Origin of the sequence: Sphingomicrobium nitratireducens (genome assembly GCF_026157035.1) — a bacterium.
Classification (GTDB): domain Bacteria; phylum Pseudomonadota; class Alphaproteobacteria; order Sphingomonadales; family Sphingomonadaceae; genus Sphingomicrobium; species Sphingomicrobium nitratireducens.
The window spans coordinates 890,962-904,993 of sequence record NZ_JANJZA010000001.1; the positions used below are offsets into that span (position 1 = coordinate 890,962).

A 14,032-nucleotide genomic window follows, 5' to 3' on the forward strand; every position below is an offset into this window, starting at 1 on the left:
CAATCGACGAGACGCAGCCGGGTTCCAATAGAGCTGCCCCCGTAACGATTGTGGGACAGGCACTGCGGCAACCCGTGCAATTCCGAAGCTCGATCGACCTGCGCCTTTGCTGTAAATATCGTTTATCGATATTATCGATTGACAATAAATCTCCGTCGATTTATCGAGAAACGATAATCAAGGACAGGAGTTCGAAATGTCATCATCCGCTGCAGACGACCGCCTGCTTGCCATCCTGCGCGTGGTCATCTGGACTGTCATGGTCCTGCTGATGATCGCGGGCGCGATCTTCGCCGGGCTTGCGATCGCCCTGCCGTTCATGGGGCCTGGAGGGGTCGAGGATCTGAACCTGGGAACTGACCCGGCCGCGCGCTGGGCGCTGATCGCCATGCTCGGACTCGGCATCGCCGTGCTGGTGCTCGCGCTGCGTTTCCTTTGGACCCTTCTTGCGATCATCGACACGGTCGGCGAGGGCGATCCGTTCGTGCCCGCCAACGCCGACCGGCTCGAACGCATGGGCTGGCTCGCGGTCGCAGGGTTCGGCATCGCCTTCGTGATGGGACTGCTCGCCTTCTTCATCAAGGCGCGCGCGCCCGAGGCCCAGGTCAACGTCGAACTCGATCCCGGCATCCTGTTTCTGATCCTTGTCCTGTTCGTGCTGGCGCGCGTGTTCCGTCATGGCGCGGCGATGCGCGAGGACCTCGAGGGGACGGTCTGATGGAAATCGAAGTGCACCTCGACGCGCTGCTCGCTTCGCGCAGGATGACGCTGACCGAGCTCGCCGAGCGGGTCGGGATGACGCTGGCCAACCTGTCGATCCTCAAGACCGGCAAGGCGCGCGCGATCCGCTTTTCCACGCTGGCGGCGATTTGCCGCGAACTGGATTGCCAGCCCGGGGACCTGCTCGCCTATCGCGACTGATCGGGCGGCAAAGAAAAAGGGCGACCCCGAGGGGCCGCCCTTTCCTTTTCCCGAGAGGGCAGAAGAGCTTACTTGAGCTCGACGGTGCCGCCGGCTTCTTCGATCTTCTTCTTGATCTCTTCGGCTTCGGCCTTCGAAGCACCTTCCTTGAGGGGCTTCGGAGCGCCTTCGACGAGCGCCTTGGCTTCGCCGAGGCCGAGACCGGTGATCGCGCGGACTTCCTTGATGACGTTGATCTTCTTGCCACCGTCGCCGGTGAGGATCACGTCGAACTCGTCCTTTTCTTCAGCGGCCGGGGCAGCGCCACCAGCAGCCGGACCAGCAACCGCAACCGCGGCCGAGGCCGAAACGCCCCACTTGTCTTCGAGCATCTTAGCCAGCTCGGCCGCCTCGAGGACGGTCAGTTCCGAAAGCTGGTCAACAATCTTTTCAAGATCAGCCATTTTTCACTCCTTGGTGGACCCTATCGAAGGTCCGAATTGTCGTTGTTGATAAGAACCTAATCAGTCTCAGGCCGCGGCCTTGGCGCTCATGACGCGCGCCAACATGCCGCCGGGCTCCTTGGCGATCCGCGCGATCTTGGTCGCCGGGGCCTGGATGAGGCCCACGAGCGTACCACGCAGTTCGTCGAGCGACGGCAGCTCTGCCAGAGCCTTGATCCCGTTCACGTCGAGGACGGTCTCGCCCATCGCGCCACCAACGATTTCGAATTTCTCGTTGGCCTTGGCGAATTCGACCGCGATTTTCGCGGCCGCGACGGGGTCTGCCGAAGTGGCCAGAGCGGTCGGACCCTTGAGCAGGTCGCCGATCGGGCTGTACTTCGAACCCTCGAGCGCGATCAGGGCCAGCCGGTTCTTCGCAACCTTGAACTGTGCACCGGCGTCGCGCATCTTCGTGCGAAGTTCCGACGACTGGGCGACCGTCAGACCGTTGTTACGGGTGACGACGACCACGCCGGTATCGGCGAAGACATGCTTCAGCTCGGCGACCAGATCAGCTTTTTGCGAACGATCCATGCCTTACTCCTAATCGTTCCGCCTGCCGGCCCATCCGGCAGACGGTTTGGAACGCCGGCGATTGCCGACATCCCGATTGTCCGTGGGGCATGAAAGGGCAGGGGTCCCAAGGAGCCGCGACAAGGCGCGAGCGTGGGCCCGGTAACTCTCTTTCCCCGTCTAGGCCGCAAATTAAGGGACGAATCCCAGCAGCTGTCTCGGACGAGGCCCTCCCGAAGGAAGGCTCGGCGCGTCCTCTAGAGAATTTGTCGCCAGTGTCAAGCAGATGCGACCCAATGGCGACACCCCGCGCCTTTTCGTCGAAGCCCCCTTGTCGACGAACGGCGGACGCTTAGGCTCGCCTCCATCCAGTTTTCGTTTCCGGGGAGATATCAATGCGTTTGAACCTTTTGGCTGCGGTCTCGACCGTGGCGATCGCTCTTGCCGCGCCTATGCCGGCCGCCGCCGAGACGGCGATGACGGCCGCTCAGGTCGCCCAGCTCGAAGTCCCGCCGCTGACCTACGAGGAACGCGTGCTCGACAACGGCCTCAAGGTCGTCGCCATCCAGGACGAGACTACGCCCAACGTCTACGTCTCGATGTGGTACGATGTCGGCTCCAAGCACGATCCTGCGGGCAAGTCCGGGTTCGCGCACCTGTTCGAGCACATCCTCAGCCGCAAGACGGTCAACATCCCCTACGGCGATATTTCGCGCATGGTCGACGATGTCGGCGGGTCGCGCAACGCATCGACCTGGTTCGACCGCACCAACTATTTCGAGCTGGTTCCAGCCGAATATCTGGAGCAGATGCTGTGGACCCACGCCGAGCGCATGGCACGCCCGGTGATCGACGAGGACGTGTTCAAGGCCGAACGCAACATCGTCCAGGAGGAATATCGCCAGCGCAACATGGCGCCTCCCTATGGCCGCCTGATCCTCGCTTTGGTCGAGAACGTCTACAACACGCACCCCTATCGCCGCCCGGCGATCGGCAGCCTCGAGGACATCAATTCCTCGACGCTCGCGGATGCGCGCGCCTTCCACGAGGCCTTCTACGGCCCCGACACCGCGACGCTGATCGTGGCCGGCAATTTCGACAAGGCGCAGCTCGACGCGCTGGTCGACAAGTATTTCGCCGACATTCCGCGCCGCGCCAACCCGATGTCGCTCGAGATCACCAACGAGGACACCCCACTCGAGGCGCGCCGGATCACGGTGACCGCGCCAAACGTCCCGCTGCCGATGGTCGTGCGCGCCTGGCGCACTCCGCCGGTGACGGTCGAAAACGGCGCTGCGCTCGAACTGCTCGACACGATCCTGTCGGCCGGTGACAACAACCGCTTCGATCCCGCGCTGGTGAAGACCGGCATCGCCACCTCGGCGGGCACCGGGATCATCGAGGCGGAACATGGCGGCATCTTCTACGCGTCGGCCACGGCTGCGGGCGGGCAGGAGATCGAGACGGTCGAGAAGGCGCTCGACGAGACGATCGAGCGCTTCCGCCGCGAGGGGCCGACCGAGGCCGAGATGGCCGAGGCGCGCAACACGATCCTCAGCTACCGCCTGTCGCTGCGCGAGACGGTCGCGGGCCGTGCCAACGAAATCGGCGAAGCGCTGGTCCAGTCGGGCGATGCCGAATTCGCCAACAAGCGGCTCGCCGCGATCCTGTCGGCGACCCCGGCGGACGTGCAGGCGGCTGCCCGGTCGCTGATGGGCCCCGAACATCGCCTCGACATGCGCTACGTGCAGGGCGAGGGCGATGTGAAGGAGTTCGCCAACCCGGTCCCCCTGCCGACCTTCTCGACGCCGCCGGCGGCACAGCTTCCCGAACTCGCGCTCAAGCCGGAGGGCGAGCGCGACCCGATCCCGGGTCCGGGCGAGGCCCCGAACGTGCCGCTGCCGGAGTTGGAGCGCGCGACCCTGTCGAACGGCATCACCATGTATGCGGGCGAGACGGGCAACGTGCCGATCGCCACGATCGGGATCGCATTCAAGGGCGGTTCGGCGCTCGACGGTGCAGCCAAGGCCGGGCGCGCCGCGCTCGCCGCCTCGATCGCCGAGAAGGGCACGCCGACCCGCAGCGCCGAGCAGATCGCCGCTGCGCTCGAAAGCCTCGGCGCGACCATCTCGTCCTCGTCGGGCAATGACGGCAGCTACCTGTTCGTCACCGCGCCTACCGCGACGCTCGAGGAGGCGACCATGATCGCCGCCGACATCGTCAAGAATGCGAGCTATCCGGAAGAAGAGTTCGAACGCGAGCGCAAGCGCACGATCGACGGCCTAAAGGTTCAGTACAACAATCCCGGCGCGATCGCCGGGACGCTGGTGGGCCCCGTCCTCTATGGCGATGCGCCCTACGCAGTAACCAGCGCGGGCACGCCCGAGACGGTCGCCTCGCTGACCCGCCAGGACATGATCGACTTCCGCGAGGCCTTCTGGCGTCCGTCCAACGCGACCATCGTCGCCTCGGGCGGGATCGACGCGGGGACGGCGCAGGCGATTGCCGAGAAGGCGTTCGGCGACTGGCAGGTCGCGGGCAGCGCGCCGGCCTTCCCCGCCGATCTCGACGGCACCATGCAGCCGCGCCGCACGCTCGTCATCGACATGCCGGGTGTCGGCCAGGCGGCAGTCTACGCGGTCGCGCGCGGCATGACCGCGAACGATCCGCGCCGCTATGCCGCCGAACTGACCAACGCCGAACTCGGCGGGTCGGGCACCGCGCGTCTCTACAACGAGATCCGCGCCAAGCGCGCTCTTTCGTATGGCGCCTACAGCTCGGTCGCGCTGCGCCAGGGCGAAGGCTATATCTTCGGCGGAGCCCAGACCAAGAACGAAAGCGCGGCCGAAGTCGCCAAGATCCTGCTCGAGGAATTCGCCAAGATCGGTAGCGAAGGCGTCAGCGAGGACGTTCTCGACCGCCGCCGCACGCTGCTGACCGGCCGCTTCGAGCGTGGTCTCCAGTCGAGCGGCGGGTTCGCCAGCACGGTCCTGGGCGCGGTGCTCGACGGGATGAGCCCCGAGGAAGCGCTGACCTATGCCGAGAAGATCGACAGCGCCGACGCGGCCACCGCGCCTGCGACGCTGGCCGGCTTCATCGATCCGGCGCGCGTGTCGCTGATCATCGTCGGCGACGCCGAGAAGTTCATCGAACCGCTGAAAGCGCTGCGTCCGGAAACCGAGGTCATCTCGATCGAGGACATCGACTTCCTGACCGGCAAGCCCAAGGGCTGATCGGCAGGCATCGAACGGGAAAGGGCCGGGGCAGCAACGCTCCGGCCCTTTTCATTTGCGCCCATGAAAAAGGCCGGGGCGTTGCCGCCCCGGCCTCTTCATGCCGGAAGTGGCGAAGGCTTACGCGCCTTCGACTTCCGCCAGGTCGATCTTGAGGCCCGGGCCCATCGTCGAGGTGATCGCCACCTTCTTGACGTACTTGCCCTTGGCGCCCGACGGCTTCGCCTTGACGATCGCGCCGACGAAAGCGTCGAAATTCTCGCGGATCGACGCCGCGTCGAAGCTCGCCTTGCCGATACCGGCATGGACGATGCCCTGCTTCTCGACGCGGAACTGGACTTCACCACCCTTGGCGGCTTCGACCGCCGCGGCGGGGTTCGGGGTGACCGTGCCAAGCTTCGGGTTCGGCATCAGGCCCTTGGGACCCAGCACCTTGCCGAGGCGACCCACGATGCCCATCATGTCGGGCGTCGCGATGACGCGGTCATAGTCGAGGTTGCCGGCCTGCATGTCTTCCATGAGGTCCTCGGCACCGACCTTGTCGGCGCCCGCCTTGAGCGCTTCCTCGGCCTTGTCGCCCTTGGCGAACACCGCGACCTTGACGTCCTTGCCGGTGCCCTTGGGCAGCGCGACCATGCCGCGGACCATCTGGTCGGCGTGGCGCGGATCGACGCCCAGGTTCATGGCGATCTCGACGGTCTCGTCGAACTTGGTGCTGGTCAGCTCCTTGATCAGCGCGATCGCCTCGTCGACGCCGTACAGCTTGTCGGCATCGAGCTTGTCGGCCAGCATCTTCTGCTTCTTGGTCAGCTTCGCCATGGTTTAGCCCTCCACCACTTCGAGGCCCATCGCGCGGGCGCTGCCTTCGATGATCTTGGTCGCCGCGTGGATGTCGTTGGCGTTGAGATCGGCCATCTTGGTCTCGGCGATCTTCGCGACTTCGCTACGCTTGATGGTGCCGGCCGACGACTTGCCGGGCTCGCTCGAGCCCTTCTTGAGCTTGGCGGCGCGCTTCAGCAGGAAGCTGGCGGGCGGGGTCTTCATCACGAACGAGAAGCTGCGATCCGCATAGACCGTGATGGTCGTCGGGATCGGCATGTTCTTTTCCATGTCCTGCGTGGCGGCGTTGAACGCCTTGCAGAATTCCATGATGTTGACGCCGCGCTGGCCCAGCGCGGGGCCGATCGGCGGGGAGGGGTTGGCTACGCCCGAGGGCACCTGCAGCTTGATGTAGCCGGTAATCTTCTTGGCCATGCCAGAAGTTCCTTTCTTTCATCCTGTCGCCCCGCATTGCGGCAGGGCTCTGACTAAGCGGTACGAACGGCGTGCCCGAAGGCGCGCCTCCCGCGCGAATGCCTTCCGCGAGGGAAGACGAGCGGCCCCCTAGCGAATCCAAGCCTCTGGCGCAACAGCGCTTTTCTTGGACCGTCCCTTGTTCTCCCCTTGGAAGCCGTTGTCCCACCCAAGCACCAGGCGTTCGGCCATTCTCCAGCCGCCCGCGCGGTCGACGGGAAATTCGGCATTGACTAGGCGAGGGCCGCTCACGACTTCCTCGACTATAAACCGGTCGTTTACCATTTTTCCGCTAGCGTGAGCGGTGATGGAAAAGACCTCAGTCATGGACCGCGTCGCCAAGATGTCGGCGATCGTCGCGCTGGCTGCGCTTTCGGGCGTTGCCGGCGCGGCCGGCAACCCTGTTTTCGCGGGACTGCTCGAACAGGCGGAAACGGTCTACAGCGTGGTCGATACCCAGCTGCGCGATCATCCTGAAATGCTGATCGAGCGGACCTACGACGGCGAGGGCGTCATCACGCTGGCCAAGGACGAAGTCGAGCCTGGCCCGACGCTGATCCAAGGCCTGTTTCCGGGCGGCGCGCAGATCCGCCTGATCGATGCCGAGGGCCGCGAGCTGCATCGCTGGGACGCCGACTTCTTCCGCATCTTTCCCGATGCCGAGGAGTTCATCCCCGCGCACCGCATCCCGGCGTCGAAGAACCATTATTTCATCCAGGGCATGGCGCCGCTCAGGGACGGGTCGATCGTGCTCAATTTCGGGCATCTGGGTGCGGCGCGGCTCGATCGCTGCTCGCAGCCCGTGTGGCGCCTGAGGAAACCCGCGCACCACGCGGTGACCGCCAATCCGGACGGCACCTACTGGATCCCGAGCCACAAGCCGATCAACGAGACGCCCGCCATCTTCCTGCCCGACGGGGTCACCAAGGAGGATGTCGAGAAGCGCAGCCACCATACCTATTTCCACGATACCGTCATGCTGCTCGGCGCCGACGGCAAGGTGCTGCGCGAATTCTCGCTGATGGAGGCGGTCTACGAGGCCGGCCTCGAGAATGCGATGTTCGACAGCGCGCGCTCCAATTTCGCCGACCTCACGCACCTCAACGAGATCGAGGTCGTCACTCCCGAACTCGCCGCCAGGATCGACGGCGTCGAAGCGGGCGACCTCCTTTTGTCGCTGCGCGATTTTCACATGATCGTCATCATGGACAAGGACACCGGCAAGATCCTGTGGAACCGCGAGGGGCCGTGGGTGATGCAGCACGATCCGGACATCATGGCCGACGGCACGATCGAGCTCTTCAACAATCGCCCCGGCACCTACGGCAACCGCAAGCCCGGCAGCCAGATCGTGCGCTTCGACCCTGCCAGCGGGAAGACGGAGAAGTTGTTCCCCAAGGGACAGGACGATTATTTTTCGTCCGAGATCATGGGCGCGCACCAGCTGCTCGCCAACGGCAATCGCCTTATCACCGAATCAATGCAGGGCCGCATGCTCGAGGTGACCGAGACGGGCAAGGTCGTGTGGGATTACCGCCTGCCTTTCGACGACACCTATAGTTCGCTAATCTCCCTCGGCATTCGCCTGCCGTCGGATTTCTACGAAGGAGTGGACCTCAAATGTCCCAACGCAAACTTCAGCTGATGACGGCGCTGGTCCTCGCGGCCACCGTTCTTCCCGCCCCGGCGCATGCCTATATGGGCGTCGGCGCGGGCCTGAGCGCGCTCGGCTCGACCTTGAGCTTCCTCGGCATTCTGCTGCTGATGCTGTTCGGCTTCGTCTGGTACCCGGTCAAGCGCATGCTCAAGCGCGTGCGCGCCAAGTCCGACGACACGGTCGTCGCGGCGGAGGCAGGCGAGGAATGAGCCTCCTCGCGGCCTATGTCGCGAGTTGCCTCCTCCTTGTGGTGGCGGCCGAACGGCTGCGCATCATCCCGCTGACCCGTACGCTCCTCGCCCGGATGCGCGAGGCATTCGCCGTCCTGCGCTCGACGATGAGCGACGAGGAGAAGGAGAAGGCGGTGCAGCGCGCCGCGCTTCAGCTTCTGATCCGAACGGTCACGCTTTCGCTGGCGCTGGTCGTGGTCTTCGGCGCGGCTGCCGCTCCCGTCATCCTCGGGGACGTGCGCGGCTGGTTCAGCCCGACCGAATTCCTTTCCTTCACGATCCATCCTCTCGTGGTGGTCGGCACGATTGCCGTCGCCGCTGCGCCCTGGGCGTGGCGCAAGGTTGCACGGAGGGCTGCCTGATGGCGCTCGAGGATTATGGCTGGGCGGACCGCATGGTCCACAAGCTCGCCTTCGGCTCGACCATGCCGCAGCAGGTGCTGCTCGACATGGAGCGAAAGCGCTACGGCAAGGCGATCGCCGAGCAGCCGGTCACCGCGCCCATCTTCATCACCGCGCCCGCGCGTGCCGGCACGACCATCCTCCTCGAGATCCTGAGCCGTCATCCCGCCGTGGTCACGCATACACACCGCGACATGCCCTTCATTCTCTCGCCGATCGTGTGGCGGGGGATGACGCGCCGGTTCCAAGTGCGGCAGGACAAGAAAGAGCGCTCGCACGGCGACGGCATCATGGTCGACGTCGACAGTCCGGAAGCCTTCGAGGAAGTGCTGTGGCTGCGCGGGCAGGCCAACCATTATCACCCCGAGGGTATCAAGCCGTGGGAACGGCTGCCCGACGCCTTTGCCGAGAGACTGCGCGATCATATGCGCGCGCTGATCGTCTCGCGCGCGGGCAAGCCCGATCCGACCCGACGCTACGTATCCAAGAACAATGCCAACATCGCACGGCTCGACGCGCTCGCGGAAACTTTCCCGGACGCGCTTTTCGTGGTCCCGCTGCGCGCGCCAATTGATCATGCGCGCTCGCTCCTCAAGCAGCATCGCGCCGCGATCGCCTCGCATGGCGCCCATGAATTCGCGCGCGACTACGCCGCGCAGATCGGCCATTTCGAATTCGGCAAGGTACACCGCCCGATCCTGTTTCCCGGCATGCATGCGGCCGCAAGGGCGCACGCCACCACGACGATCGACTACTGGCTGCACTACTGGATTTGCGCCTACCGCTTTCTCGAAGGGCAGCACCATGCGCGCTTTCTCGACATGGCGCGCTTCACCGCAGGGAAACCGGTCGCAGCGCTGCTCGCGCATCTCGGCCTTTCGCCCGATGCGGACACGGTCGCGCAAGGCGAGATGCTGCTCCGCCCGATGAGCGAATATGGCGACGACATGGGCGCAAGCCCCGCGCTCCTCGAGGAGGCGGGGGCGCTGTTCGAGCGATTGAGGAATTCGCCGGCCTGCCTGCTGTAGGCGAGGCCGACGCGATTACTTGACGAGTTCGACCTGGTCGAATTCGAGTTCGACCGGCGTGGCGCGACCGAAGATCGACACCGACACCTTGACGCGGCCACGGTCGAAATCGAGTTCCTCGACGATGCCGTTGAAGCTCGCGAACGGGCCTTCGAGCACCTTGACGTTGTCGCCGATCTCGTAGTCGACGCTGATCGTGACCTTGGGCGCATCCGCGGTCTCGTCCTTGGTGTCGAGCATGCGGTTGGCCTGCGCGTCGGGGATCGGCTGCGGCTTGCCGTTGGGACCAAGGAAGCCGGTCACCTTCGGCGTGTTCTTGACGAGGTGGAACACGTCGTCGGTCATGGTCAGCTTGGCGAGCACGTAGCCCGGCATGAACTTGCGCTCGGTCTGGACCTTCTTGCCGCGCTTGATCTCGGTGATCGTCTCGGTCGGCACTTCGACCGCTTCGACCGCGTCCTCGAGGCCGAGGCGCTTGGCTTCGGACAGCACGGCTTCCTTCACCTTGTTCTCGAAACCGGAATAAGCGTGGATGATGTACCAGCGGGCCATTTCAGAAATTCTCCTGGGACGATCAGCCGAGCAGGCCGACGAGGAACTGGACGATCGCGCTGAACAGCGAATCGGTACCGAGGAAGAAGATCGCGAGAATGCTGGTCATGATCAGCACCATGATCGCGGTGGTGACGGTTTCCTTGCGCGTCGGCCAGACCACTTTCGAGGTCTCGGAGCGCACCTGCCTGATGAATTCGCCGGGGGTTACCTTGGCCACTGTCTTCAATCCTCTTCGCGTCGCGGCTTTCGGGTAGGAGCTTTCCCCCGCCGCCGGCCGGTGCCGGTGTCGGGGAGCATGAACACCCATGTCCGCATGGGGTCGCGATGTAGCGGCGCGACCGGCGCTTTGCAAGAGACGGAAACGCGATTGCAGGCCCCTCGTGCCTGCAGCTTCCCGACTTTCTGGCAGCCTGCCGACGCAGCGCGAAAAGTGCGCTGCGACCGGCGGCGAAACGGCCTGGCAGGGGCAGCAGGATTCGAACCCGCGACCCTCGGTTTTGGAGACCGATGCTCTACCAGCTGAGCTATGCCCCTAGGCCGAGGCGCGGGACTAGCCGCGCGCCTGCGACGATGCAAGTCCTTTGAGGGTCGGACCTAGGCCGCGACGTCGAACGGCTGGATTTCGCCCGACAGATAGAGGTTGCGCGCCTTGGTTCGCGACAGCTTGCCCGAACTGGTACGCGGAAGCGTACGCGGCGGGACCAGTTCGACGATCGGCGAGATGCCGGTGATCGAGCGAACCCGCTCCTTGATCTCGGCGTGCAGCGTAGCGCGCTCTCCCGGATCGGAAATGCGGCAGTGGACGAGCACCGCGGGCAGTTCCTCGCCCGTGTCGCTGGTCAGCGCGAAGGCGGCGATGTCGCCCGACTTGAAGCCCGGAAGCTGCTCGACCGCCCACTCGATGTCCTGCGGCCAGTGGTTGCGCCCGTTGATGATGATCATGTCCTTGGCGCGGCCGACGATGAAGATGTAGCCGTCGGACATATAGCCCATGTCGCCAGTGTCGAGCCAACCGTCGTCGCTGAGGCAGGCCGCGGTCGATTCCTCGTCGCGATAATAGCCGACCATGACCGACGAGCCGCGGCACAGCACGCGGCCGATCGCATGGTCGCCGAGCACTTTGTCGGCGTGGTCGCGGATCTCGATTTCCATGCCCTCGACGGCCTTGCCGCAGTTGACGATGGCGCGGTAGCGCTGCGGACGGTCGTCGCCGCCCGGAGCAGGCGAACCGCCCGACAATTTCTCTTCCTCGACCAGTTCGAGGCGGATGCCCTCGCCCGGCGGCATCAGCGAGACGGCAAGCGTCGCCTCGGCAAGGCCGTAGCTGGGGCAGAAGGACGAGGCCTGGAAGCCGGCCTGCGAATAGATGTCGAGGAAGTGCTGCATCACGTCCGGCCGGATCATATCCGCGCCGTTGCCCGCGATGCGCCAGCGCGACAGGTCGAAGCGCTCCGAGGGATGCGACTGCGAGGAAATGCGGCGCGCGCAGATGTCGTAGCCGAAGGTCGGCGAATAAGAGAGGGTCGTGCCAGGGTTGCGGCTGATGAGGTCGAGCCAGGTCAGCGGACGGCGGGCGAAATCCTCGGTTTTCATGTAATCGACCGAAAGCTGGTTCGCCATCGGCGAAAGCATGCAACCGACGAGGCCCATGTCGTGGTACCATGGCAGCCAGCTGATCACGCGGTCAGTGTCCTGCATGTCGAGGCCGAGGCCGTGCGCGCGCAGGTTGTCGAGCAGCGAGCGGTGCGTGACCGCGACCCCGTGCGGGAAACGGGTCGAGCCGCTGCTGTACTGGAGATAGGCGATAGCGTGTTCGTCCGCCTCTGGAAGCGGCGCGTCGCCGGCCTCCATTTCGGCCAGCTTCTCCCAGCTCATCGCTTTCACTTCGCGGCGTTCGGCCGCTTCGGTGGTAAAGCTTTCCAGTTCGGCCGGGTAGAGAAACAGTTGCGGGTCGGACGACTGCAGCATCACGTCGAGCTGCTCGGTATAGCTGTCGCGCCCGCCGAAGCTGGTCGGCAGCGGCAGCGGCACCGGCCAAAGGCCTGCATAGACCGCACCGAAGAAGCAGGCGGCGAAATCGGGGTTGGTTTCCGCGACCAGCGCGACGCGATCGCCCGGCTCGAGCCCCATCGCCATGAAACGCTGGGCCATGGCCAGCGCGTCTTCGCGAAGTTCGGCATAGGGGTAGGTGCGCAGCAGAGTCCCGCGCGCATCGTGGAAATTCATCCCGCGACGTCCCTCGGCCGCATAGTCGAGCGCTTCACCGACCGTGCTAAAGTCGGACAGGCGACGCGCCTGCGTGTCGGTCGTCGGGGTTGCGCCCTCGGGCGCGAGATCGGTGGGTTCGACCACGAATGAAATTCCTGAGCTGTTAGTCCGGCACGGGGACACGTCCCCTTTGGCCCCTGTTCCAAGCCAGCTAGCCACCTGCCGCGACACTATGGCACAAACATGGCGTAATGACGCGAAATTCGTCGCGCCGCAGGGCGCCCAGACCGTTGGACGAGGAGGCGCTGGAGGCGCTGGCCCTGCATTATGTGGGGCGTTATGCCACCAGCCGCGCCAAGCTGCTGCGCTACCTTTCGCGCAAGATCGCAGAGCGGGGCTGGGCAGGGGCTCGTCCCGCCGACGCCGACCGGATCGCGGACCGCTTCGTCGAACTGGGCTATGTCGACGATGCCGCCTTCGCGGCCTCGCGGGCGCGTTCGCTCGCCTCGCGCGGATACGGCAAGCGCCGGCTGGACCAGCAGCTCTATGCCGACGGGATCGCCGACGAGCAGGCCGGCGAGGCGCGCCGCATCGCCGAGCAACATTCGGTCGAAGCTGCGCTCCATTTCGCACGCCGCAAGCGCGTCGGTCCCTACGCGTCCGAGCGTCCCGACCCGGCAAGACGGGAGAAGGCGATCGCATCGATGCTGCGCGCCGGACACCCGTTCGCCCTGGTGCGCGCGATCGTCGATCTGGCGCCTGGCGAGGAGCCCGACCACGAAAGACTGGCGGAAGCGATTTAATTTCGGTTAATATCAGTTGCAGATCAATGCTGTGTCGGTTTCCCGACAGAGCAAAAGCGTGCTACATTCATGGCCGGGAGGCGCCTGGCGTATGCAAGTAGGCGAAAGAGTATTGGAAAACCGCGAGCGACTCGAAGAGGGGCATGTGCCGGCGTCCGTTCCATCCGCGGCGTCGGAAGGCGTGCGCGTGCGCGGCCAGGTCAAGTGGTTCGACACGACCCGCGGCTTCGGCTTCGTCGTCAGCGACGACATCGACGGCGATATCCTCGTCCATTTCTCCATCCTTGCCGACCATGACCGGCGCAGCCTGCCCGAGGGCGCCACGGTCGACCTTACCGCCATCGAGCAGGCGCGAGGCTGGCAGGCGCGCGAAGTTCACGACATCGACCTCTCGACGGCCTTGCCGTACGAGCCGCGTCCGTCCATGTCTCACGGCGAACGGGCGGATCGCGTCGCACTTCTCGACGATGCCGGTCCGTTCGAGCCGGTGGAGGTCAAATGGTTCAATCGCGTGCGTGGATACGGCTTCGTGAACAGGTCGGGCGAGGAATCGCCCGATATTTTCGTGCACATGGAAACGGTGCGGGTCGCCGAAATTCCGGACCTCCAGCCGGGCGACCGGATGGACGCGCGCATCGCCGAGGGCAAGAAAGGGCTGACCGCGGTCGCCTTGCGCCTGCCCTGACGCTTCTTCTGGCCGCCTGCCTC

The 14,032-nt window shown here is 65.0% G+C and carries 16 protein-coding genes and 1 tRNA gene; 9 read left to right on the forward strand and 8 right to left on the reverse strand.

Annotated features, from left to right (window positions below; all coding sequences use genetic code 11):
- Window positions 1–196 precede the first annotated feature (196 nt).
- Together NNY25_RS04485 and NNY25_RS04490 are read left to right on the forward strand one after the other, a co-directional pair.
- The gene (locus NNY25_RS04485) at window positions 197–718 is read left to right on the forward strand and encodes a DUF2975 domain-containing protein (protein ID WP_265570152.1); all 522 of its coding nucleotides are present in this window, start codon (window positions 197–199) and stop codon (window positions 716–718) included.
- Window positions 718–921, forward strand: coding sequence for a helix-turn-helix domain-containing protein (locus NNY25_RS04490; protein ID WP_265570153.1), 204 nt, complete (start codon window positions 718–720; stop codon window positions 919–921). Before NNY25_RS04485 ends, NNY25_RS04490 begins: the two co-directional genes overlap by 1 nt.
- A gap of 68 nt (window positions 922–989) precedes the next feature.
- Here the strand turns inward: NNY25_RS04490 and rplL are convergent, their stop codons facing one another.
- Together rplL and rplJ are read right to left on the reverse strand one after the other, a co-directional pair.
- The gene (rplL, locus tag NNY25_RS04495; RefSeq protein WP_265570154.1) at window positions 990–1,364 is read right to left on the reverse strand and encodes a 50S ribosomal protein L7/L12; all 375 of its coding nucleotides are present in this window, start codon (window positions 1,362–1,364) and stop codon (window positions 990–992) included.
- Window positions 1,365–1,430: 66 nt separating this feature from the next.
- A complete protein-coding gene (gene rplJ / locus NNY25_RS04500; protein ID WP_265570155.1) occupies window positions 1,431–1,937 on the reverse strand; it encodes a 50S ribosomal protein L10 in 507 nt (168 codons plus the stop codon).
- Window positions 1,938–2,311: 374 nt separating this feature from the next.
- On the opposite strand from rplJ, the gene NNY25_RS04505 reads away from it, so the two are divergent.
- Window positions 2,312–5,149: a M16 family metallopeptidase gene (locus NNY25_RS04505; protein WP_265570156.1), complete on the forward strand. Its 2,838-nt coding sequence runs from the start codon at window positions 2,312–2,314 to the stop codon at window positions 5,147–5,149.
- A gap of 120 nt (window positions 5,150–5,269) precedes the next feature.
- On the opposite strand, the gene rplA is transcribed toward NNY25_RS04505, so the two are convergent.
- Both rplA and rplK read right to left on the reverse strand, forming a co-directional pair.
- Window positions 5,270–5,968 carry a 50S ribosomal protein L1 gene (gene rplA, locus NNY25_RS04510; RefSeq protein ID WP_265570157.1) on the reverse strand — a complete coding sequence of 233 codons (699 nt, stop codon included), beginning with the start codon at window positions 5,966–5,968 and terminating at the stop codon, window positions 5,270–5,272.
- A 3-nt stretch (window positions 5,969–5,971) separates the two neighbouring features.
- Window positions 5,972–6,403, reverse strand: a complete 432-nt coding sequence (rplK, locus tag NNY25_RS04515) for a 50S ribosomal protein L11 (RefSeq protein ID WP_265570158.1) — start codon at window positions 6,401–6,403, stop codon at window positions 5,972–5,974.
- Between the two features lie 346 nt (window positions 6,404–6,749).
- On the opposite strand from rplK, the gene NNY25_RS04520 reads away from it, so the two are divergent.
- The 4 genes from NNY25_RS04520 to NNY25_RS04535 are packed head-to-tail and all read left to right on the forward strand — an operon-like array spanning window position 6,750 to window position 9,758.
- A complete protein-coding gene (locus NNY25_RS04520; RefSeq protein WP_265570159.1) occupies window positions 6,750–8,087 on the forward strand; it encodes an arylsulfotransferase family protein in 1,338 nt (445 codons plus the stop codon).
- On the forward strand, window positions 8,063–8,308 hold the full coding sequence (locus NNY25_RS04525; RefSeq protein ID WP_265570160.1) for a hypothetical protein: 246 nt from the start codon (window positions 8,063–8,065) through the stop codon (window positions 8,306–8,308). The genes NNY25_RS04520 and NNY25_RS04525 overlap by 25 nt, the downstream gene beginning before the upstream one ends.
- Window positions 8,305–8,691, forward strand: a complete 387-nt coding sequence (locus NNY25_RS04530) for a hypothetical protein (protein ID WP_265570161.1) — start codon at window positions 8,305–8,307, stop codon at window positions 8,689–8,691. Before NNY25_RS04525 ends, NNY25_RS04530 begins: the two co-directional genes overlap by 4 nt.
- Window positions 8,691–9,758: a sulfotransferase gene (locus tag NNY25_RS04535; protein WP_265570162.1), complete on the forward strand. Its 1,068-nt coding sequence runs from the start codon at window positions 8,691–8,693 to the stop codon at window positions 9,756–9,758. Before NNY25_RS04530 ends, NNY25_RS04535 begins: the two co-directional genes overlap by 1 nt.
- A gap of 15 nt (window positions 9,759–9,773) precedes the next feature.
- Here the strand turns inward: NNY25_RS04535 and nusG are convergent, their stop codons facing one another.
- The 4 genes from nusG to NNY25_RS04555 form a co-directional block, all read right to left on the reverse strand.
- Entirely contained in the window at window positions 9,774–10,310 is a 537-nt protein-coding gene (nusG, locus tag NNY25_RS04540) for a transcription termination/antitermination protein NusG (RefSeq protein WP_265570163.1), read from the reverse strand.
- A gap of 22 nt (window positions 10,311–10,332) precedes the next feature.
- The gene (secE, locus tag NNY25_RS04545; protein ID WP_265570164.1) at window positions 10,333–10,530 is read right to left on the reverse strand and encodes a preprotein translocase subunit SecE; all 198 of its coding nucleotides are present in this window, start codon (window positions 10,528–10,530) and stop codon (window positions 10,333–10,335) included.
- Window positions 10,531–10,771: 241 nt separating this feature from the next.
- Window positions 10,772–10,847, reverse strand: a tRNA-Trp gene (locus tag NNY25_RS04550).
- A gap of 60 nt (window positions 10,848–10,907) precedes the next feature.
- Entirely contained in the window at window positions 10,908–12,665 is a 1,758-nt protein-coding gene (locus tag NNY25_RS04555) for a fatty acyl-AMP ligase (protein ID WP_265570165.1), read from the reverse strand.
- A gap of 107 nt (window positions 12,666–12,772) precedes the next feature.
- On the opposite strand from NNY25_RS04555, the gene NNY25_RS04560 reads away from it, so the two are divergent.
- Both NNY25_RS04560 and NNY25_RS04565 read left to right on the forward strand, forming a co-directional pair.
- Window positions 12,773–13,324, forward strand: coding sequence for a regulatory protein RecX (locus tag NNY25_RS04560; RefSeq protein ID WP_265570166.1), 552 nt, complete (start codon window positions 12,773–12,775; stop codon window positions 13,322–13,324).
- 145 nt (window positions 13,325–13,469) lie between these two features.
- Window positions 13,470–14,009 carry a cold-shock protein gene (locus tag NNY25_RS04565; protein WP_265570167.1) on the forward strand — a complete coding sequence of 180 codons (540 nt, stop codon included), beginning with the start codon at window positions 13,470–13,472 and terminating at the stop codon, window positions 14,007–14,009.
- Window positions 14,010–14,032: the final 23 nt, after the last annotated feature.